Below are 20068 nucleotides of genomic sequence, written 5' to 3'. Positions count from 1 at the left end.
TGCTTAGCAGGGGATGGAAAGGTCGTTTACTGAGTCTGATGAAGGCTGACCCGCCGCCACCACAGTATCGCGGCCTGCCTCTTTGGCTTGATACAGGGCATTATCTGCTCGTGAAATGGCGGCAGGTAAACTTGCCTCTATGTAACTAAAGCCGATAGAAATACTGGTGCCATACAAAAGGTGATCTTCTTTCACTCGTTCACGCAAGCGATCGAGCGTCAACCATGCTTCATGAATGGATGGCGCTTGAAACAGCAACAAAAATTCTTCACCCCCATAGCGGATCAGTACATCGGTATCGCGAATGTTTTTCCTTAAGCAACGAGCGACTGCCTGCAGAATACGGTCTCCGGTGATATGACCGTACTTGTCATTAATTTTTTTGAAGTGATCAATATCGATCATCGCGGCGACCGAATGAGGATGTTCGATCATTTTGGGGCTAATTTTGCTCAAAAAATGCCGATTATGGAGCCGAGTTAAATTGTCTAGATAGGCGTGTTTCTGAGCCGTTACTTTTTGCAGGTTTAGCCGAGTCAGTAGCCAAGCTAAGATGAGTAAAAGGGTTAAACTGGCTGACATCACCCAATAAATCAAGTTAAACAGGCGCACTTTGTCGTTGAACACGCTGATCAGTTGATGATCACCGATACTCCAGCGCAAAAAGCTCATGTCGGTATTTTCAAAGTGTACCGTACCGTAATTATCTCGGTGACGCAGAATCGTGTAGTTGAGTAGAGGTTTATAGTGAGAAATCGGGTTATCTAAAAATTGAATGTTATTGCCGCTGACCAGAACCAAGCTGATGCTTTTTTGTTGTACAGACCAGAATTGGGCGTGGTGAAACCATAACACGCGGATCTGCTTGCCGTTGGGCTTGAAGAACAGCGTGACATCTTCAGCAAAAGCGACTCGGACTTTGGGCTCTGCCACTCTTTCGGCGGCGGATGACATCGATCTTACTGCATTAATGACGTTGGATGGGCAACGTTGGGGGGAGCCATAACCAATGACACACACGTTGCCTTGGTTTTGGGTAAAAAACGCTTGTAAGCGAGGGTGTAACGAGGCTGAATCGAACTGTTCAAGAATGGCGCTTGCGTAATCAATGCGTGTTTTTTGTAACGCAACGGTGAGTTGCAATTGATCTCTTTCGTAGGCGTGGATCTTCTCTTCAAATAGCAGTTTAGGCGTATTAATCAATACGATGCTGACCACTATCATTCCGATAATGAGCAATTCACCTTTTATGGAGCGAAGCGCGATTTTCCAACGATTGGCAGTTTCCATAAGCTGATAGTTCATCACATCCTGTGGTAAAGGGTTAGCTTGGGCTACAGACGGTCGGAATCAATGGCGCTTCACCCAGAACTCGAGTAATGAAGTGCATCGGTTGCTCAGAATGCGTTGCTGCCGAATTCACCTCCAACTGGCGGCGGTGAGGAATCGATAATCTATGGTCACGATAAGCCAGTAAAGGCGTAGGTTGAGGGGGGCCGAATAAGTAGCCTTGCACTAAATCAATGCCGAGATCGGCAATCACCAGCAATTCGGAGCGAGTTTCCACGCCTTCCGCAATCAATTGGCAACCTAATTGCTGGGAAAGTTGTACCAAACTGCGCACAAACTTGAGCTTGATGGGGTTGCTATCGATGTTGTGGATGAAATAGCGATCAATTTTGACAAAATCCGGCTGAAGTTCAGACCACAGTTTTAAACCTGAGTAACCCGAACCCATATCATCAATCGCGATTGAAAAACCCTGTGCTTGCAAGTGATGGATCGAACTTTTCAGTTCTTCTAATTGCAAAGCAGGAGTGCGTTCCGAGATCTCAAATACCACCTGGTGGGGTGATAAATGATGGCGCTGCATTAACTGTGGCAGTTCCCATTGATTGTGCTGAGAGTGCAGTAACATGTCTGGGCTGAGGTTGATAAAAAGTTGTGCATTGAGACCAAATGTTGACCACGCTGCCGCGGCTTTGTGCACACAAATTTTCTCTAGTTCAGGCAAACGGTGGCATTGCTCGGCGGCTTCAAACAACGCATTGGCACTATGCAGTGGGCTTTGTTTGGGGCCACGGCTTAACGATTCATAGCCAAGCACTTGCTCGCTCGCCAGATGTACAATCGGCTGGAATAGGGGAGTGATGCACTGTTGGCGCAAAATATTGTTCAATTCAGCTTGGTGGGGGTGGATACCGTTCATAGTGACCCGTTACGACTTGGCATTTAACGGATGAAACAGTAGAGGTTGGATGTGACAGTTTTATTACTTTTGGGTCTATTCTCTGCCACATATTGATGATTTTGTTGTTTTATTGCTCTAAATCAAAACGATTTACTGGTTACTTAACTGCCATTTCCATTGGAGGCGAAATGGCGAAACATGAGCAAATTTCGGGAAGGTAAGTTTGTGTTTTAATCGGCGAGGTAGAGTGCCAAGCAGCATGGCTAAACTGAAAAATAGCCATGGTAACAGGGCTTGCCATAGGGCATAAATCGCAGTGACTCGGCGGTCAAACCCGCTGGACAACGCAACGGCTTCGGTAGTGAGTGTCGTGATGCGTCCTGCGCCTAAAATCAGTGTCGGTAAGTATTGAGCAAAGCTGGCACTCAGGCCCACCGCCCATGCAAAAGCAATTGCAGGAAATAAAATCGGCAGCTTCACCTGTACCCATGCTTGCCACGGTGATTTTCCAAGGCTAAGCGCTACACGCGTGAAATTGGGGTTAAAACTGCGCCAAGGGCCATCTAATGCTAAGTACACCAGAGGAAACACAAAAAACAGGTGTGACCAACAAACCCAAAATCCATAACTGCCTTGGTCGATGATCAGGGTCATCACCTGTAAGCCAAACAAAATTGAGAGTTGAGGCAAAAGCATCGGTAGAACCAGCAGGTAACTTGGTACCGCCAGTCGATTGCGTAAGCGGTATTCGTGCGCCAATATGGCCAGCAATAGCGCCAGAGTCGCGCTGATTAGTCCAATGATCAGCGTTGGCTGTAACGCTGCGCTAAGGCCTTGCCACTCTTGTAGCCAAAAGCGCAAGCTGTACTGGCTAGGGAGGAGGTCGGGAAAGCGCCAGCGTTGCGCTATGCTCCATATTCCAAGCAAGGGCAGTAAACCGAGGGTAAAAGCCAACAGCACCCCAAACAGCGATATCCCCGGAAGTGCAATTGCAAAACGGCCTGAGTATTGCCATTGTCGCCAACCTTGGGTGATGCCGCGTTCAATCAACAGCGCGAAACCGAGCAATACTGTAGCAAGAACAAAGAGGATGACCGCTCCTGCCGCCGCACGGGGTAACAAGGACAAATCGGGTTCTTTAAACCACTGCCAAACCAATACCGCAAAAGTCGGTGGGTTGGTGGGGCCTAAAATTTGTGCCACATCGACCACTGAAACGCCATAAGCCAGTACGGCAAACAGCGCAAAGCGCAATTTCACCAGCCATTGTGGCAGAATGCATTTCCACCAGAATTGACTCGGTTGATAACCCAGTGATGCGCCGGCCTTGTGCATTTTTTCAATCGGGATCTGTTTGAGCAGTGGAATGCTCATCAGTAGTAGAAATGGCAGCTCTTTTAAGGTCAACATGATCACTAAACCAAGCGCGTGGGCATCATTCACGAACCATGACATCTCGCTAGAGGTATAACCCAAACCTTGGCTAAATAAGGCGTGTAACAGACGTGCACCAAGACCGGTGGGGTCAAATAAGAAAGCAAAACCAATAGCAAACGCCACATGCGGCATCGCGAGTAACGGAGATAAGCAGCGTTCGATGCTCGTCCAGTAACGGCTCGTCCATGCGGATTGTAAGATCATAAAACAGAGAAAACAGGCCAGATAGGTGCTAGCCAGCGTCGAAAAGATCGTTAGGCCGATGGATTGTCCCACGCCATGCCATTGTGCCACCGCTTGAAAGCCAAACCATGAGAACTGGGTTAAACCGACCGGAGGCACATAACCGAAAGCTGCAACAGTGACACCCAATAAACCTGGTAAGGTCGGCACCACGCAGACAATCACAAACAGCAGGTAAAAAAGGCGTAACATAAGCAAAACTCTCAACTTAAAAGGCATATGAGGGAAAACAGCAAAGCCGCTTACGAATAAGCGGCTTACTTTTTACGAGAACAGGCAATTACTTGGCTAGGTCAGCCATGTTAATGCCTTTTTTCTTGGCGATGTATTTTGGAATCAAAGACATACCAAACAGAACCAAACCTGCAGCGGCGAATTTCACCAACAGCATGGCGGAAACGCCATTGGTCGCAATGTCCCCCGCCATGTAAGCGAAGATGAAAGCGCCCGGAGCCATTGTGAGCAGTGAAACAATCGCGTAAGTACCCAGATTAAGGCTGGTCAGACCGTATGCATAGTTTTGTAGGCTGAACGGGAACACCGGCACCAAACGAGTCAGGATCAAAAAGCTAGTACCGTTTTGAGCAACGCCATCATCAATCTTTTTGAAGATCGGGTTATCGCCGAACTTTTTCATGATGGTATTACGCAGCAGAAAACGCGCTACGACAAACGCGGCAACCGCGCCTAACGTGGCAGAGAACAGCGCTAAAATCCCGCCTTTAATTGGGCCAAACACGATGCCAGCCACAATGGTGAATGCGCTGCCTGGTAGCAAAAAGACACAAGCGAAGACGAAGGTGGCCACAAACACAAAATAGCCCCAGAAGCCAAAACCCGCGATCCAGTTTTGTAGGCTCTTGATGTCAGTAATGATTTCAAGAATTCCTGTTTGTTTTGCAGCAAACAGAATTAGGCCAATCACAGCGGCTAAAATAGCCAATTTCAAAAATTTCATGGTGTTACATTTCCTTATTCAGAGCGCTTACACAGACATACATTTGATGAGGCCGGCTTTCGATTTGTAGCGGTTAAACCAAGCTTTGACTGGGCTAGCCAGTACGTTTACAGGTGCTTCATCACCACGCATCACAACCGGGCCAAACATTAGATCAAGGATGTGCCATGCTTGCGTGCCAACCCCCATCATCGAGGCGCGACAGGCGGCGCAGTACACCACCACATAATCGGTTTCAAACTCATCAACTCGACGTTGAATCACACGGTTAGCCACATCTGGGTTGGCGGGTACCACCATGCCGCCAAAGCCACAACAGCGTGTGTTCTCACGGGTGTGTTCTGGTTCCACCGTTTTGTAGCCCAGCTCGTTTAGGATCCAACGGATACCGTCTTGCAGCTCTTGTTCGTAGCGTGTTGAACAGGAGTCGTGAATGGTAAACACCACGTCACTGTGTTTGGCTTTGCCACGCAGTTCTTCTGGCAGACCGATTTGTGGCAGCAGTTTCCAAAGTGAAAGCGGTTTTTGTTTTGCTCCGGCTTTTTTGATCATTCCGTAGCAGCTTTGACACGCCACAATCACTTCTTCGGCTTCTAACTTGTCGAAATCGGCTTGCAGTTGACCGTAACGCTGTTTGAAAAGGTCAGTTTGACCAATCGCTGCAGTTGGTTTGCCACAACATTTTTGAACAGCGCCCATCTCTGGGAAGACTTGTTTTAGGTAAGACGCAATCGCGGCCACACCTTCTGGATAGTAGGATGGCAAGCTGCATCCCGGCATAAACACTTTATTGCTCATTTTGCTGCTCCTGTGCGTTTGGCCATGGTGAAGAGTTTTGAAAAGCCTAGTTTTTGGTGCATGTTGATCGCTTTATGCCCCGGCATTGGAGACTCGCCATTGTTGGCTTTTACGAAATCGGCACGCGCGCCAAGGAACATCTCTTTCATTGGGAAATCTTTCGGACAAACGATGGTGCACTGATCGCAAGCATTGCAAGAGTAAGCCAGTAGCGGATCCATCTCTTGTGAGTCAATAAAGTCGCTGAACAGGGTTTTCGGACAGTCGCCGAAATCGTTCATCATGATGCATTCCGACATACACAGTTTGCAGCTACATTGCAGGCAGCGTGAGGCTTCTTGGCGGATTTGCTCTTCGCTAAACCCAAAATCGACTTGAGCGAAATCGCGTTTACGCTCCTCGGCATCGCGCAGTTCACCATGCAAACGCGGTTGGTCTACAGTGCCTTTCGGAAGTGGTACATCCAAACGTGATGGGTAGCTGTACTCTTGAACAAAGTCACGGCCTTCAGTGAGGGCAACCTGATTCAAGTAACGTTCAACACTGAATGCCGCTTTACGACCAAGCGCCATCGCTTGGATCACGATGTTACCGCCACAGGCATCGCCCGCCACAAATACATCATCAAGCTGAGTGGCGAGAGTCTGTTGATCCACCACATAACGGCCGCCACGGGTTTGTTCGAGTGCGCCATCAGTAATATCTGCCACGACTTGACCGGTGGCGAAAATCACCGTATCCACCAAGATGGTTTTGCTCTCTTCGCTGTATTGTGGCGCGAATTGACCTTGCTCGTTGAAGATCGAAAGTACGCGCTTGAGCGTAATGCCAGTCACTTTGCCATTTTCATGCTCAATCGCGACAGGTCCCCAACCAGCATGGAATTCCACGCCTTCTTCTTGCGCTTCATCAATCTCGATCTGGCTCGCAGGAAGAGCATCCATGGCTTCTAGTGAGCACTGGAATACGTCGCTTGCGCCAATACGCCATGAAGAACGTGCACAGTCCATCGCTACGTCACCACCACCAATCACCATCACACGTTGACCTGAGCGTGGGAATTGTTGGGTTTCTGCGATCTCTTTGAGGTATTCCACTGCAGAGAACACACCTTCACTTTGATGACCTGGCAGAGGAATGATTGAACCGATGTGCGCACCATGAGCCAGAATGACCGCATCATGTTCATCGCGCAGCTGTTGGAATGAAATATCACGGCCAATTTCCACACCAAAACGGGTTTCGATGCCCAGCATCTTGAGGTAGTGGTATTCAAAATCGATGACGTTGCGAGGAAGACGGTACTCAGGAATGCCGACACGCATCATGCCGCCGTACACTTCGAGTTTTTCGTAGATGGTCACTTGGTGGCCTAAACGGCGCAGTTCAATGGCGGCTTGAGCGCCCGCAGGGCCTGCACCGACAATCGCAACGTGTTTGTGCGTCGCAGGAGCAATGGTGAGATCCCAGTGCGCTTGCTGATCCATTTTCTCCGCTACAAAACGTTTGATGCCCGCCACGCTGATCGGTTGTTTGAATTCCGTATTACGGCGGCAAGCGGCTTCACAAGGATGCGCACAAATACGGCCTAGGGTTTGTGGCAAAAACAGTTTGCTACGGATTACGTCCAGTGCTTCTTGGTATAACCCTTCGCCCGCTAAGCGAACGTACTGTTTTACATCGGTGTGCATTGGGCAAGCGGTTTGACACGCTGGATCGGCATCGCCCATACAGCCATCAACAATCATCTGTGCTGTGTCATACAGCTTTTGGCTAAAAATTACCTTGTTCATTCAATGGGTATCCCGTGTTGATTAGCTTTTGCCGTTGAGAACGACCACTTCAGGGTGCTGCTGCTCATAATGTGCATGGCTGTATTCAATCCATGAACCGTCATAGTTGTAGACTTCTTGCGCACCCAGAATGTCGGCTAACACCATGGTGGTGTGGGCGGAACGGACGCCAGATTGACAAAACGCGATCACTTTCTTGCCTTTCACCAAGTCGCCATAGACGGCTTGCAGTTCTTGAGCGGTTTTTAGCGTGGTGTCTTTGTTGAGTGCCTCAGTCCAGTTGATGTGAACGCTGCCAGGAATCGTGCCAGGACCAAATGCGCCAGTGACGGTGGTGGTTCCTGCAAACTCTTCTGTGCCACGGGTATCGATGATGACCCAATCCGGATTATTTTGAGCCGCGACCACCATTTCGAGTGTGGCAAGGGTGCTCGCTTCTTGCGCTGGGTTAGGAGCTTGGTAAGTCACACCTGAGATTTTCTCTGCTTCATCACCAGTAGGTAGGCCGGCGCCTAGCCATGCATTCAAACCCCCATCAAGGTAACGAACGTCTTGATGACCTAAGCCTTGGATCTGCCAGTAAAGGCGAGCTGCATCATGGTGTGAGCCCGCCGCATAGACCACGATCGTGGACTGTGCCGTTGCGCCAAATTCACCGAGCATTTTTGCCATGTCATCACTGCTATTGCGCATGCCATCAAAGTCATATTCCCCTTTCGCGGCAGAATAGTCGTTACGCCACAAAGTATGAGAGCCAGAAATTGGCGCGTCAGGCTTGAGAGGATTGAGCGCCCCGATAACCACCACATCGGCTTGACTATCCATCAGTGCCTTGAGCTGGACAGGGGAGATGAAATGTTCAGGGTGTGCATAGCTGGCGAATTTATCCGCTTGCTGAGCGGCATCAACCGTGACTACCGGTGTGGAAAACATCGCCTTGTACGTTGGGTAACCAATAGCGACGGTTGCCGCTAAGATCCCCAAGGCAATTGTTGACTTCTTCATTGCATTGCTTCCATTAGATTTTAAAAATTTCCTGCCAAGCCAGAAGCTCAGCAGGCGGAATTCGAAATCAGGATGAAGTGGGTTAATGAGCTTTATCGTTTGTATGAGGTGCTCTTATATGGCAAGAGGGCCACCGACTTCTAACCGGGGTCGGATTTTGCGTAATTCGATGAACTACCACTATTGTGGTAAACCACAATAATGCGATGGGATTGATCTGACGCAACAAAGTGAATAGGGGGGTTGGTGCTAAAATGCGCGTCCACTGTTTTAGGGTTGTGTGGTTTGTGAATCGATTTGGGTCAAAAGTAATACTGGGTATCAGCGTGTGGGTGGTTTCTATGGTCTGCACCGCAGGCCATCAGCAACGAACAGCCTTTGATGTAGGCATTCTTGCGTTACGCGGTCACTCAAATGCGCGGCAGACTTGGCAACCAACGATGGATTGGTTGGCGAAGCAAAATCCAGATTATCACTTCAATTTACATACTTACGATTTTGACCAACTGGAAGAAGCATTCCTACATAATCGCCTCGACTTTATTCTGACCAGTCCGGGGCAAGCGACCAAATTGGCGCGCGAGTACCCCATTCATTGGTTGGCAACGCAAAAAACCGAATTTAGCCAAAGCCCCAACCGTTCGATTGCATCAGTGGTGGTTGTGCGCCAAGACTCATCATATAAAACCCTGAAAGATATTGAAAAAGCGCACATGGCTGCAGTTTCAGAAAAAGCGTTTGGTGGTTTTCTCGCCTTACGTTATGAACTGGATCAATTAGGGTATTACCATGCGCGATTTTTTGACAATCTGGAATTTAAAGGCCCACCGACAGATAACCTGATCCTTGATGTGCTTGAAAAGCAAGTCGATGTAGCGATTGTTCCGGCATGTACGTTGGAGCACATGATCAAAGAGGGCAAAGTGGAGCGTCATTCCGTGCGCGTGCTGAATGCCTCTCATCCTGAAAACTCAGTGTGTACAGTAAGTACGCCGCTGTATCCGAATTGGACATTGGCAATGACGGAGCGTGCTCCGTTGGAGGTCGGGCAAAAAGTGGCGCAAGCCTTGTTTGATATGCCGTCTGATCATGCGGCGGCCGCCGCAGCCCAAAACAAAGGTTGGATGCTGCCCGCCCCGAGTGTGAATGTGGATAAAGTCTATCATCACTTGGATCTGCATCCTCTGCAAAAGCCGTTATCCCAGAAAGTCAAAGAGTGGTTATACAAAAACCAAACTGTCACTATAGCCGGGTTACTGACGTTACTATTACTGACGGCATACCATTTCTGGTTGGAATGGAAATTTAAACGCAGCCGTGAGCAGTTACGTGCAACACTGAACGATTTACGCCATAAAAGTGCCATGTTGGAACATGCACAGCGCATCACCATCGTCGGGGAACTGGGTAGCAGCTTGGCTCACGAGCTTAATCAACCGCTGGCGGCGATCAAAAATTACAGTCAGGGTGTTCAGTTACGTATGGAGCAAGGCACTCCTCCAGAAGTGCTCATGCCGATTTTGCAAAAAATCCAGCAGCAAGTGGGTACGGCAAGTAACATCATTCAACGCTTACGCTCCTTAATCCATAGACAACCGACTCAAAAAAGTTGGGTGGATTTACCGCAATTGATCGATGAGTCCATCAAACTGGTCGATTACGAGTTTCAGCGCCATCAAATTGAATTGGCGGTGCTGTATTCCGGAGAGGCAGAGCCGATTTATGCCGATGCTACAGGCCTGCAGCAGGTGTTACTCAACTTGCTGACCAATGCCAAAGATGCCTGCATCAGCGGGCGAGATTGTGCCTATAAGTGCTATGTCGATTTGCATGTCAGTTTCTGCGATGACCAAGTGATCATCGATATCATCGATAATGGAATTGGGTTGAGTGAGTCGAGTGACACCGTTCAACAAGCCTTTTACACCACAAAAAGTGACGGTTTAGGGCTAGGCCTAGCCATCTGCCGTGACGTGATAGAAAGACACCAAGGCAGTTTAGCCTTACGCTCATTGTCTCCTCATGGCTGTGAGGTCACGATGATTTTACCTTATTTGGAGAAGCCGCATGTTTCGTAATCCTCACCCGGTGTATTTGGTTGATGATGAAATAAACGTTTTAGAGTCACTGCAGTTTTTACTCGAAAGCTACGGTTATCAACTGCAAGCCTTCTCTTGTGGCCAGCAATTTTTGCAACAGGTGGATGCGCAGCAAGCCGGATGCGCTGTTTTGGATAGCCGCATGCCGGGAATGAATGGGCAAGAAGTACAACGTTGGCTGAATCAACACCATAGCCCTTTGGGTATCATCTATTTAACCGGACACGGTGATGTGCCGATGGCGGTAGAGGCATTAAAAGAAGGGGCGTGTGATTTTTTCCAAAAGCCAGTGGATGGGGATGAGTTGGTGAAAGCGATCGACCACGCCCTTGAGCAATCCGCGACCCGTGCTGAACAATACAATATGCAAAGTAAACTCAAGAGCCTGACAAAACGAGAACGTGATATTGCTGAGCTAGTCGTCAAAGGAATGAAAAACCAAGAAATGGCGGATGCGTTGTGTGTGTCGCTGCGCACGATTGAAGTACACCGAGCTAATGTGATGAAAAAACTTGAAGTCAGTAATATAGCTGGCCTAATTCGCTCGATTGGTCGTTATCTACCTGAGTGAGTTCAACTCAAAAGGTTTCCATTACGCTATCAAAGTTATCTCACATCAATACAAGATTGATTAAAACAGAATGAGTATAACCAATAGAGAGCAAATAAATAGAGCACTATTTGATGCTCTATTTGTTTTATTGCACCCTAAAGATAATAATTAAGTTTAGATTTTATTTTTCTCTATGACATGAATGGAGATGGCGAGAAAGAGAATATCTTTTAACAAAAAGAAATTTGGAACTAAAATTCCATCAGATACTTTCCAAGTGTTGGGAGTGGTGAGCAAAAAGCTGAGTGTGGTAATAAAAATCACCACACTTGCGATTCCTGAGTAATAAGCCACCTTAGAAAAGCGAAGTCCAATAAGTAAACCTAAACCTACCATAATTTCTGTTGCACCGACTAAATTCGAAACGGCTTGTACAGAGAGAATTTGGTAACTCCAACCCATCAGTGGATGGTTGAGAACAAGAGGTTCGATTAATTTAGCTTCGGTTGGCGTAAATTTATAGATGCCTAGCCAAATAAGAATCAATGAAACACCAAACACGCCAATAAGATAGCCGTATTGAGTCTGGGTGCGAGTAGGTAGGTTGGGCATGAAAAGCTCCTCGATAGTAGAAAAGTGAATTGTTTTCGGAGAAAGCGTGTTTTGTGACTGCTCAAGAGAGATGACCTGCCTCTTAAAGAAAATCATTCATTTCTTTGTGAATTATTTATGTTTCGTTTCTAAATAAGTATCCCATAGCATTCATTAATGCCTTTTTGATTTAAAAATACACATGAAACATGATGTGCTAAATTATTTCATGCTAATTTAATTTTTGGATTGATATCACAAAAGCATCGGTGAAAATAACGTCATACTATAAAAGTAAAATGGCATGATTTATTAAACTTTCGTTTATATCGATTTTTTCTATCAAATTCATCGTTATTTTCCATTAAACAAAATAATAGCGCGGAGATATATTCTCGCTGGGCAGAAAAGAGCTTTTGATTTACGCATTTTTCGTTAATTCGAATAATGGCAGGGCGCATTGGAGAGCAACCATGCAAATGTCAAAAAGCTTTTTAATTATTTCAATGGGGTTAGTGACGGTATCCGTACAGGCACAAACTCTAACAAGAGACAATGGTGCGCCAGTTGGCGATAACCAAAATTCTATTACCGCAGGTGAAAATGGCAGTGTGTTACTGCAAGACGTTCATCTGATCCAAAAATTGCAGCGTTTTGCGAGAGAGCGTATTCCAGAGCGTGTGGTGCACGCCAGAGGAACAGGCGCACACGGTGAATTTGTCGCATCCGATGATTTTAGTGATCTGACTTCTGCTGCACCTTTTGCCAATAAAGGGAAAGTAACGCCGGTATTTGTACGTTTTTCTACCGTTATTCATTCAAAAGGTTCGCCAGAAACGCTGCGCGATCCACGTGGTTTTGCGACCAAATTTTATACTGAACAAGGAAATTGGGACTTGGTTGGAAACAATCTGCCTGTATTTTTTATTCGTGATTCGATCAAGTTTCCAGACATGGTGCATTCATTAAAACCCTCACCAGTCACTAATATTCAAGATCCAAATCGTTATTTTGACTTTTTCAGTCATGAACCAGGATCAACCCATATGTTGACATGGGTGTATACCAATTTAGGTACGCCTGCGAGTTACCGAACAATGGATGGTTTTGGAGTACATGCCTATAAATGGATTAATAAGAAAGGCGAAGTGAACTATGTGAAATTCCATTGGAAGAGCCAGCAAGGCATTCAGAATTTGCGTCCCAATGATGTGATCAAAGTGCAGGGTGAGGATTTCAATCATCTGACCAATGATCTCTACACGCAAATCGATGCTGGCAACCATCCGAAGTGGGATCTCTACGTGAAAGTGCTTTCACCCGAGCAGCTAAGCAAGCTGGATTACAATGGACTCGATGCCACGAAAGTGTGGTTGGATATTCCCGAGAAGAAAGTGGGCACGATGACGTTGAATAAAGTGCCGGATAATTTCTTTTTAGAAACGGAGCAGTCGGCTTTCGCACCATCTAACCTGATCCCGGGAATAGAACCATCGGAAGATCGTTTGTTGCAAGGGCGCTTATTTGCTTATGCCGACACGCAGTTGTACCGCGTTGGCACCAATTTATCGCAACTGCCGATTAACCGCCCTTTGGCTGAGGTGAATAACCACAATCAAGAAGGTTCTAGCAATAGTGCGCAAACTCAATCAGACATCAACTACGAACCAAGTCGCAAACTTGAGTTGAAGGAAGCTCCTGAATTTAAAGCAGTTCAAACCCAACTTACAGGAACTGTGCAGCAAAAAGCGATCAGCAATCCGCGTAACTTTTATCAAGCGGGCGTGCTTTATCGCAGCTTGAGTGAGCAAGATAAGCAAGATCTGATCATGAACTTGGCGGGTGATCTCAACAAAGTGAAAGATGTGGACATAAAAATCACGATGGTGAGCCATTTCTATCGAGCGGATAAAGATTATGGCACTCGCTTAGCGAAAGCGACGAACACCGATCTGCAACGTGTGATGAAAAAAGCTCAAAGCCAGATTTAACGCCTCTGAATCAGGGCTCCTCATTTGCTCCACAAGAGATAATTCTGCTCTTTTCTGCCCGAAAAACAGGGCTCTTGTGGGGCATTCTCCATTAACCCTTCTTAATTCAACAGGAAACGAATGATGAAGTGGCTTCGACAGTGGGTTTTAGTGAGCTTATTGATAGCACCTTACGGATTGCTGCATGCCACTGAGCCATCAATCAATACTCAAGAGGAATATCAGTCACTGATTACCCTTTTCTTTGCGGCGGCAAGAACCGGTAACAACGAGGTAGTGGAAGAATTTCTTGCGGCAGGTTTTCCCATCAACCAACGCAATCCTGAGAGTTATACCGCATTGATGGTTGCTGCTTATCAAGGGAATGCTCAAACAGTTGAACTTTTACTTCATTCTGGTGCGAACGCTTGTTTACAAGATAAACGCGGCAACACCGCATTGATGGGAGCATTAATCAAAAGAGAGATACAAATTGCACGAACTTTATATCAAGCCGAGTGTGCGGAAGATATTCGTAATAAATCAGGGCTTTCAGTGCAAGAATTTGCTGAGTTATACGGTCAATCTGAAACGTTAAAAATGCTGCATCAAGAAAAAGTTGCAGCGCAAATACAACCCTCTGACGCGGTGGCTTATGAAAATCCGTCGATAGGTGCGGTTGTCACTCAACAATAAGGAAAGAAAAATGAAAAAATACACGTTGTTTGCTGTTGCTGCACTGTTGGCTACTCCGGCTTTGGCGCAGACGATGACGGTCCCAATGACGGATTTAAGCACTGGGCAATCCTTGGGAAATGTCACGTTAACCACCAGTGATTATGGTACGGTATTTACCCCGCAATTAACGGGATTGCCTGCCGGTGTTCATGGGTTTCATGTCCATGCGAATGGTTCATGTGAAGCCTCGACCAAAGATGGCAAAACCGTGTTAGGCGGAGCCGCTGGTGGTCACTATGATCCGAAAAATACAGGTCAACACGGCTATCCGTGGACCAATGATAACCATTTGGGTGATTTGCCTGCGCTGTATGTAGATGCGCATGGCGTTGCTAATCAACCGGTATTGGCGCCACGCTTCACGCTGAATGAGGTGAAAGGCAAGGCCTTGATGATTCATGCCGGGGGCGATAACCATTCCGATCATCCGATGATGCTCGGCGGTGGTGGTGCACGCATTGTCTGTGGTGTGATTGGACAATAAGAATGCAAGAGGTAGCCGTCATATCGATGGCTACTTTTATCATCTTCCATCTTGGAGGAATAGGCAGAGATATAAACAGGGCTAATCCTTTCTAATAACCAAGTATCGAGTGATTCTTTTCCGCTTGGGCGATCCTATGCCTATTCGATCGCGGTAGCTGACAATGCCATACAATTCTGCGACAGATTTGTTACAGAGAGAGGGTTATGGTGTCGTGCATAACCAATTTATCAATAAAATGGCGATGTACTGCGAGACAAGACACTCTATTTTGGCGGCCATTCAGGCTAACCGACATGCCCCTGCATTATGGGTTAAACAGAAAACCTACACCTATCAAGAGATGACCGATATAGCACTCTCATTGAGTGACTATTGGCATTTACAGGGCGTGCAGCGAGTTGCGATCCTTTCGGTGCGCGATCTCGCGGCTTATTCTGCGATTTGGGCGAGCTATTTGGGTGGTATGACTTATATTCCGCTCAATGCGCGAGCAACAACAGAACAGATCCAAGAGACGCTGATCGCGACACAATGTGATTCCATCATGGTAGACGCGCAGCAATTGAGTCGTTTGTCCTCCTTACTTGAGACTTGCTTTGACCGATTACACATTTATGCGCTGCCTGATGTGGATATGGAACCGTTACGTCAGCAATATCCTCAGCACACTTTTCACACAGTGCAAATAACCGAACAAGATGTGGAATTACTGGTAGCGAAATACCATTTAGATAATGAACATGAGTACGCTTATATCATGCAAACCTCAGGTTCGACTGGTAAGCCCAAACGTATTGCGGTCAGTTACAGTAATTTGCATAGCTATATCAGCCAAATTGACAAACTATTTCCACTCAATGCGCAAGATCGAGTGGGACAATATTCTGATTTGACTTTTGATCTTTCGGTACATGATATTTTTTACAGTTTGATCTCTGGTGCTTGTTTATATGTTGTGCCTGAATTAGCGAAATTAAGTTCAGCGGAATTTATTCGTCACCATCAATTAACGGTATGGCTTTCTGTGCCTACTGTTATTGAGTTGGCCCTACAAAGACAAACCTTAACCCCACACAGTTTACCTTCTCTGCGACTGAGTTTTTTCTGCGGACAAGCCTTGCTGCATGATTTAGCCGAACAATGGCAACAAGCCACTCAGCAGTCGGTGATCAATCTGTATGGTCCAACAGAATGCACGATTGCCATTACCTATCATCGATTTGTCGCCCATTCAGGTATGGCATCGGTGCCGATTGGCCGTGCTTTTGAAGAGGAGTGTTTAGCCATCATCAACGAACAAGGTGAGTTGATGCGCTTTGAATCTGCACCCGAAGGGTATCGCGGAGAATTACTTCTGTCGGGCAAACAATTAGTCAATGGTTATCTGAATGATCCGCTGAATACGCAAAGTGCCTTTTTCCAGCACGAAGGGCGTATTTGGTATCGTTCAGGTGACATTGTCACTAAATCAAATGGCGTGCTGATTCATCTTGGGCGCCGCGATCACCAAGTGAAAATTGCCGGACAACGGGTGGAATTAGAAGAGATTGAAACCGTTGTTCGCCGCGTGACTCAAGCGCACAGCGTGGCGATTGTACCTTGGCCTTTAAGTGAGTCGGGCTATGCCAGCGGTACGGTGGCGTTTGTGGATACCCATACCCAATGGCAACCAGATCTGTGGTTGAGCCAATGCAAACAACAATTAAATCCGACTTTTGTGCCTAAGCGTTGGTATGCCATTGAACAATTACCAAGAAATGCTAATGGCAAAACCGATATTAAAGCTTTACAACAACAATTAGCGAGTCAGATATATGAAACAAGCCATTGAAAATATTCTTATTGAGCGATTACAAACCAGTATTGAGGGTATTTCATCGATACTCACCAATAAATTTTTCGATGAGTTTGATTCATTCTTTTTCATCGATATTGTCGCCAAAGTAGAAAGCCAGTTTTCGGCACAAATTAATCTATTTGATATGCCATTAACCATGGAATCGTCAGTCAATGAAGTCATTGATTGGTTAGTGAGCGAAGTAGGGGAATAACGTGCGTATTTTTTGGTTAAAAGCGTTAACCTCAGGCTTATTTTATTTACCACTGTCGATAAAAAATGGTTTATGCCGCCTCGTGGCTAAGCCGATAAGTCGGAAAAAAATGGCAGCGGCTTTAACACAACTTAATTACGCGTTACCTGATTTGAGTGACGTAAAAAAGCAGGCCATTGTTGAGCAATCCACGCGCTTATCATTGAAGAATTTACTCGGGTTTTGCCATCTTAAGCGTTACCAATATCAAGTTGAACAGCCTGACTTGGTTCAAGAGATCCTAGATAACCAAGGCGGCGGTATTATCGTTTGTCCCCATATGGGCGTTTACGATGGGGTGACTTGGTGGCTTAACCAGCAAGGTAAAAAAGCCGTCACCATTTTTGGGGCGGGCAGCTCAGGCGATCGTCCAGATGAAAATGCCATGATCTCCCAAGCCGCGAAATTAGCCGGAGTTCCCTATCTGCTACGCAAGCAAAACTTGATGTTGGAGTTAGCACTGCGGATCAAACAAGGTGAATGGGTGGTGTTACATACGGATATGCGCACTGAAGGTGTGCCTGTTCGTTGGTTTGGGCAAGCCACACAATTGTCGGCAACGCCTTTTTTCCTTGCGCATAGACTCGAATGCCCGATCTATTTTCATTATGCGCTCAGTGAGGGGATGACGCAGAGACTGCATTTCTCGCGCTTTGCCTTGCACCAAACCGATGACTTAAGTCGCAATATTGCGCAGGATGCGCAGCAGTTAGCCGACATGATGCAGCAAGCGATCACCGCACATCCCGAGCAGTGGATCTGGCTTTATCGGCGTTTTAAGTAAAAGCAATTCGGTGTATCTAAGAAGTCGATGTGGATGATTGAGCGCCACGCGCGATTCGCTGATTCATCACACAAACAGCCTCGATAATCCCTTGACCTCATTAGGGGAATGCTTCATAAAGCACCCCTGATACGCGATTTATCGAGGCTCTTAATATGTCCGTCCCAACTCAAATTACCTTTTTTGAATTTTTGACCCCCTTGGTGGCCTCTGGCCAGAAGACCATCACCATCCGTGATAAATCGGAGAGCCATTACGTACCCGGCACTCGCGTTGAAGTGTTCACTTTAGAAACCCAGCGTAAAGTGTGTGAGATAGATATTCTGGCGGTTGAACCGCTCAAGTTTGATGAGATCAACGAGTTTCACGCTGAGCAAGAAGCGATAGAATTACCCAAACTCAAGGCGTTGATCCAAGAGATTTACCCCAATATCGATGAGCTGTATGTCATTACTTATCAACTAGCGAAGTAATCGAGCGCAAGAATTATGGTGAAATAAGCATGTCGAATACACACCAAGGCTTAAAAGCGGTCGCGATTTTAGAGTCGACCAAAGGGATTGTGTCGCTACTGTTGGGCTTGGGGTTACACCACTTTGCCGGTGATAGCTTGCAACAATTGCTGCAAGATTTATTGCTGCACTTACACCTTAATCCAGCCAGTTATTGGCCTGAAAAAGTGATGCATCAAGCAGGGCTAATTGCTCATTTCGATTTGAATTGGGTAGCCGCGGGTGCGTTAGTGTATGGGATGATCCGTTTAATTGAAGCTTACGGTCTATGGCATAACCTACTGTGGACGGAATGGTTCGCTTTACTCAGTGGTGCGATTTATTTGCCGTTTGAGTTGTATGAGCTATTGACCCATCCCGGTTGGTTAAGTATCTCTACATTATTGATTAACCTGATAATTGTGTTCTACATGTATCGAATTGTGCGCGCTAAACCCAAGCATGAACAAGATGCCGAATAACAAGCGCTCTGCTATGTCTGTACAGCTGTGTTTGTAGGCGATGATTTCTAGAGGATAGAGTAAAGAATGAATCCGATCTTTATCAGTGTCGGGCTGTTAGTTTGCAGCAACGTGTTTATGACTTTTGCTTGGTACGCGCATCTTAAAGAGCTGAATAACAAACCGTGGATTATTGCGGCGTTGGTGAGCTGGGGCATTGCGCTGTTTGAATACTTACTGCAAGTACCCGCCAATCGAATTGGTTATACCGCGCTAAATGTTGGGCAACTTAAAATTTTGCAAGAAGTGATCACCTTAATGGTGTTTGTGCCTTTCTCAGTCTTTTATCTGCGTGAACCATTAAAGCTCGATTATTTGTGGGCTGGATTGTGCTTAATTGGTGCGGTGTATTTTGTATTTCGTAGCAAGTTTGCTTAATGAGATTGAACTCGATTCATCACGTGGCTTTCTTACTCGCTCGCTTTTGTCGCAGTACTCCAAGAATACATCGTCAGAGAGGAGCTTTAGAACAGGCAGAAAAACCGCCATTGTTAAGAGTTCTATGACTCGCATATTCTTGCGGAGTTCTACCAAATTCCGCTTTGAATGCTGCACTGAAACTGCTCACACTCAAATATCCTAAATCATGTGCAACCGCCGTTGTGCTACCTCCTTGATGTAGCTTTTCTAAGGCGTTAAGTAACCTAAAACGTTGACGCCACTGGCGATAAGTTAAACCTGTTTCGGATTTGAATAGCCTTTCTATAGTGCGGATGCTTGCTCCGCCAATTTCGGCGAGCTCCGCAAGCGAAAAGTTGGCTTGAGGCTCGCGAATTAAACGCTGGATCACTCGGCTTAGCCGTGGATCCGAACCTGCGGGTAGGTGAGTATCAACGCTGACTAGCCCTTCTAGCTCATCGATCGCAACTAGCCCGAGGCGATGTAAAGCCTCTGGCCTGTAAGGTTGAACATTCTCCGTGAGTCGGAGGATGATTTCACGCATCAGTGAGCTCATGGACACCATTACTACTTTTTCATCTTGTGCTCGAACGATAAAGCTTGGATCAATATACAAGTTACGAGTGTGAGCTAAGGTTTCGCACACCACTTGATGGGGAAGGCCGCTAGGGATCCAAACCGCATGTGTGGACGGAACCACCCAAACCGCAGTGTCACTTCGCACACGTAGCACCCCTTTTGCTGCCCAAAGCAACTGAGAACGTGGATGAGAGTGCGGCTCAATGCCAGTTTCAGCCTGCATATCTCGTGCGTGAGTAAGCACAGGTTTGCTCGGATCGAGGATAAATGGAGCATCACTAGGGGTAAATAATGTCGTTTTGGAGATAGGCTTTGGCATATCACTACCTTAATGCGCCATT

General features: G+C 46.6%; 20 protein-coding genes. 11 read left to right on the top strand and 9 right to left on the bottom strand.

The genetic code is table 11. The features are described from left to right. Positions 1 to 3 precede the first annotated feature (3 nt). The 7 genes from MKA69_RS11530 to MKA69_RS11500 form a co-directional block, all read right to left on the bottom strand. Entirely contained in the window at positions 4 to 1224 is a 1221-nt protein-coding gene (locus MKA69_RS11530) for a GGDEF domain-containing protein (RefSeq protein WP_305848242.1), read from the bottom strand. Positions 1225 to 1324: 100 nt separating this feature from the next. Next, entirely contained in the window at positions 1325 to 2209 is an 885-nt protein-coding gene (locus MKA69_RS11525) for an EAL domain-containing protein (RefSeq protein ID WP_305848090.1), read from the bottom strand. A gap of 132 nt (positions 2210 to 2341) precedes the next feature. Beyond that, positions 2342 to 4063, bottom strand: a complete 1722-nt coding sequence (locus MKA69_RS11520; RefSeq protein ID WP_305848089.1) for an ABC transporter permease — start codon at positions 4061 to 4063, stop codon at positions 2342 to 2344. Between the two features lie 88 nt (positions 4064 to 4151). Continuing rightward, entirely contained in the window at positions 4152 to 4829 is a 678-nt protein-coding gene (locus tag MKA69_RS11515; protein WP_000670357.1) for a TVP38/TMEM64 family protein, read from the bottom strand. Between the two features lie 27 nt (positions 4830 to 4856). Beyond that, on the bottom strand, positions 4857 to 5627 hold the full coding sequence (locus tag MKA69_RS11510) for a (Fe-S)-binding protein (protein ID WP_000066864.1): 771 nt from the start codon (positions 5625 to 5627) through the stop codon (positions 4857 to 4859). After that, on the bottom strand, positions 5624 to 7420 hold the full coding sequence (locus MKA69_RS11505) for an FAD-dependent oxidoreductase (protein WP_055044879.1): 1797 nt from the start codon (positions 7418 to 7420) through the stop codon (positions 5624 to 5626). Before MKA69_RS11505 ends, MKA69_RS11510 begins: the two co-directional genes overlap by 4 nt. Before the next feature lie 21 nt (positions 7421 to 7441). Beyond that, on the bottom strand, positions 7442 to 8425 hold the full coding sequence (locus MKA69_RS11500; RefSeq protein ID WP_095476417.1) for a sulfurtransferase: 984 nt from the start codon (positions 8423 to 8425) through the stop codon (positions 7442 to 7444). Between the two features lie 341 nt (positions 8426 to 8766). Between MKA69_RS11500 and MKA69_RS11495 the strand changes: the two genes are divergently transcribed. Both MKA69_RS11495 and MKA69_RS11490 read left to right on the top strand, forming a co-directional pair. Further along, the gene (locus tag MKA69_RS11495; protein ID WP_305848088.1) at positions 8767 to 10503 is read left to right on the top strand and encodes a sensor histidine kinase; all 1737 of its coding nucleotides are present in this window, start codon (positions 8767 to 8769) and stop codon (positions 10501 to 10503) included. Continuing rightward, complete coding sequence (locus MKA69_RS11490) at positions 10493 to 11095, top strand: response regulator transcription factor (RefSeq protein WP_305848087.1); 603 nt, start codon at positions 10493 to 10495, stop codon at positions 11093 to 11095. Before MKA69_RS11495 ends, MKA69_RS11490 begins: the two co-directional genes overlap by 11 nt. Before the next feature lie 156 nt (positions 11096 to 11251). On the opposite strand, the gene MKA69_RS11485 is transcribed toward MKA69_RS11490, so the two are convergent. Further along, positions 11252 to 11689, bottom strand: a complete 438-nt coding sequence (locus MKA69_RS11485; RefSeq protein WP_055027621.1) for a YkgB family protein — start codon at positions 11687 to 11689, stop codon at positions 11252 to 11254. 452 nt (positions 11690 to 12141) lie between these two features. Between MKA69_RS11485 and MKA69_RS11480 the strand changes: the two genes are divergently transcribed. The 9 genes from MKA69_RS11480 to MKA69_RS11440 all read left to right on the top strand — a co-directional run bounded on the left by MKA69_RS11480 (position 12142) and on the right by MKA69_RS11440 (position 19127). After that, positions 12142 to 13659, top strand: a complete 1518-nt coding sequence (locus MKA69_RS11480) for a catalase (RefSeq protein WP_305848086.1) — start codon at positions 12142 to 12144, stop codon at positions 13657 to 13659. Between the two features lie 120 nt (positions 13660 to 13779). Next, positions 13780 to 14334: an ankyrin repeat domain-containing protein gene (locus tag MKA69_RS11475; RefSeq protein ID WP_009355436.1), complete on the top strand. Its 555-nt coding sequence runs from the start codon at positions 13780 to 13782 to the stop codon at positions 14332 to 14334. 10 nt (positions 14335 to 14344) lie between these two features. Continuing rightward, entirely contained in the window at positions 14345 to 14860 is a 516-nt protein-coding gene (gene sodC / locus MKA69_RS11470; protein WP_055028857.1) for a superoxide dismutase family protein, read from the top strand. Between the two features lie 163 nt (positions 14861 to 15023). Beyond that, the gene (gene almE, locus MKA69_RS11465) at positions 15024 to 16694 is read left to right on the top strand and encodes a lipid A modification system glycine--protein ligase AlmE (RefSeq protein WP_305848085.1); all 1671 of its coding nucleotides are present in this window, start codon (positions 15024 to 15026) and stop codon (positions 16692 to 16694) included. Beyond that, on the top strand, positions 16678 to 16914 hold the full coding sequence (gene almF, locus MKA69_RS11460) for a lipid A modification system glycine carrier protein AlmF (RefSeq protein ID WP_148536722.1): 237 nt from the start codon (positions 16678 to 16680) through the stop codon (positions 16912 to 16914). The genes almE and almF overlap by 17 nt, the downstream gene beginning before the upstream one ends. Before the next feature lies 1 nt (position 16915). After that, on the top strand, positions 16916 to 17737 hold the full coding sequence (gene almG, locus MKA69_RS11455) for a glycine--lipid A transferase AlmG (protein WP_305848084.1): 822 nt from the start codon (positions 16916 to 16918) through the stop codon (positions 17735 to 17737). A gap of 155 nt (positions 17738 to 17892) precedes the next feature. After that, positions 17893 to 18210: a N(4)-acetylcytidine aminohydrolase gene (yqfB, locus tag MKA69_RS11450; protein WP_000115899.1), complete on the top strand. Its 318-nt coding sequence runs from the start codon at positions 17893 to 17895 to the stop codon at positions 18208 to 18210. A gap of 29 nt (positions 18211 to 18239) precedes the next feature. After that, a complete protein-coding gene (locus tag MKA69_RS11445) occupies positions 18240 to 18710 on the top strand; it encodes a DUF2127 domain-containing protein (protein WP_305848083.1) in 471 nt (156 codons plus the stop codon). Between the two features lie 66 nt (positions 18711 to 18776). Further along, positions 18777 to 19127, top strand: a complete 351-nt coding sequence (locus tag MKA69_RS11440) for a DMT family protein (protein WP_055028862.1) — start codon at positions 18777 to 18779, stop codon at positions 19125 to 19127. A 73-nt stretch (positions 19128 to 19200) separates the two neighbouring features. Here the strand turns inward: MKA69_RS11440 and MKA69_RS11435 are convergent, their stop codons facing one another. Next, positions 19201 to 20046 carry a helix-turn-helix domain-containing protein gene (locus MKA69_RS11435; RefSeq protein WP_001125728.1) on the bottom strand — a complete coding sequence of 282 codons (846 nt, stop codon included), beginning with the start codon at positions 20044 to 20046 and terminating at the stop codon, positions 19201 to 19203. Positions 20047 to 20068 lie beyond the last annotated feature (22 nt).

This window comes from Vibrio sp. AH4 (genome assembly GCF_030710545.1).
Lineage (GTDB): Bacteria > Pseudomonadota > Gammaproteobacteria > Enterobacterales > Vibrionaceae > Vibrio > Vibrio metoecus.
The sequence above is the reverse complement of the archived record's forward strand: the minus strand, read 5'-3'. Positions and strand labels throughout refer to the sequence as shown.

Bases quoted from the DNA above. Each gene is read 5' to 3' on its own strand.
- MKA69_RS11530 (WP_305848242.1), bottom strand. From the start codon at position 1,224: ATGATAGTGGTCAGCATCGTATTGATTAATACGCCTAAACTGCTATTT.
- MKA69_RS11525 (WP_305848090.1), bottom strand. From the start codon at position 2,209: ATGAACGGTATCCACCCCCACCAAGCTGAATTGAACAATATTTTGCGC.
- MKA69_RS11520 (WP_305848089.1), bottom strand. From the start codon at position 4,063: ATGTTACGCCTTTTTTACCTGCTGTTTGTGATTGTCTGCGTGGTGCCG.
- MKA69_RS11515 (WP_000670357.1), bottom strand. From the start codon at position 4,829: ATGAAATTTTTGAAATTGGCTATTTTAGCCGCTGTGATTGGCCTAATT.
- MKA69_RS11510 (WP_000066864.1), bottom strand. From the start codon at position 5,627: ATGAGCAATAAAGTGTTTATGCCGGGATGCAGCTTGCCATCCTACTAT.
- MKA69_RS11505 (WP_055044879.1), bottom strand. From the start codon at position 7,420: ATGAACAAGGTAATTTTTAGCCAAAAGCTGTATGACACAGCACAGATG.
- MKA69_RS11500 (WP_095476417.1), bottom strand. From the start codon at position 8,425: ATGAAGAAGTCAACAATTGCCTTGGGGATCTTAGCGGCAACCGTCGCT.
- MKA69_RS11495 (WP_305848088.1), top strand. From the start codon at position 8,767: ATGGTCTGCACCGCAGGCCATCAGCAACGAACAGCCTTTGATGTAGGC.
- MKA69_RS11490 (WP_305848087.1), top strand. From the start codon at position 10,493: ATGTTTCGTAATCCTCACCCGGTGTATTTGGTTGATGATGAAATAAAC.
- MKA69_RS11485 (WP_055027621.1), bottom strand. From the start codon at position 11,689: ATGCCCAACCTACCTACTCGCACCCAGACTCAATACGGCTATCTTATT.
- MKA69_RS11480 (WP_305848086.1), top strand. From the start codon at position 12,142: ATGCAAATGTCAAAAAGCTTTTTAATTATTTCAATGGGGTTAGTGACG.
- MKA69_RS11475 (WP_009355436.1), top strand. From the start codon at position 13,780: ATGATGAAGTGGCTTCGACAGTGGGTTTTAGTGAGCTTATTGATAGCA.
- sodC (WP_055028857.1), top strand. From the start codon at position 14,345: ATGAAAAAATACACGTTGTTTGCTGTTGCTGCACTGTTGGCTACTCCG.
- almE (WP_305848085.1), top strand. From the start codon at position 15,024: ATGCCATACAATTCTGCGACAGATTTGTTACAGAGAGAGGGTTATGGT.
- almF (WP_148536722.1), top strand. From the start codon at position 16,678: ATGAAACAAGCCATTGAAAATATTCTTATTGAGCGATTACAAACCAGT.
- yqfB (WP_000115899.1), top strand. From the start codon at position 17,893: ATGTCCGTCCCAACTCAAATTACCTTTTTTGAATTTTTGACCCCCTTG.
- MKA69_RS11445 (WP_305848083.1), top strand. From the start codon at position 18,240: ATGTCGAATACACACCAAGGCTTAAAAGCGGTCGCGATTTTAGAGTCG.
- MKA69_RS11440 (WP_055028862.1), top strand. From the start codon at position 18,777: ATGAATCCGATCTTTATCAGTGTCGGGCTGTTAGTTTGCAGCAACGTG.
- MKA69_RS11435 (WP_001125728.1), bottom strand. From the start codon at position 20,046: ATGCCAAAGCCTATCTCCAAAACGACATTATTTACCCCTAGTGATGCT.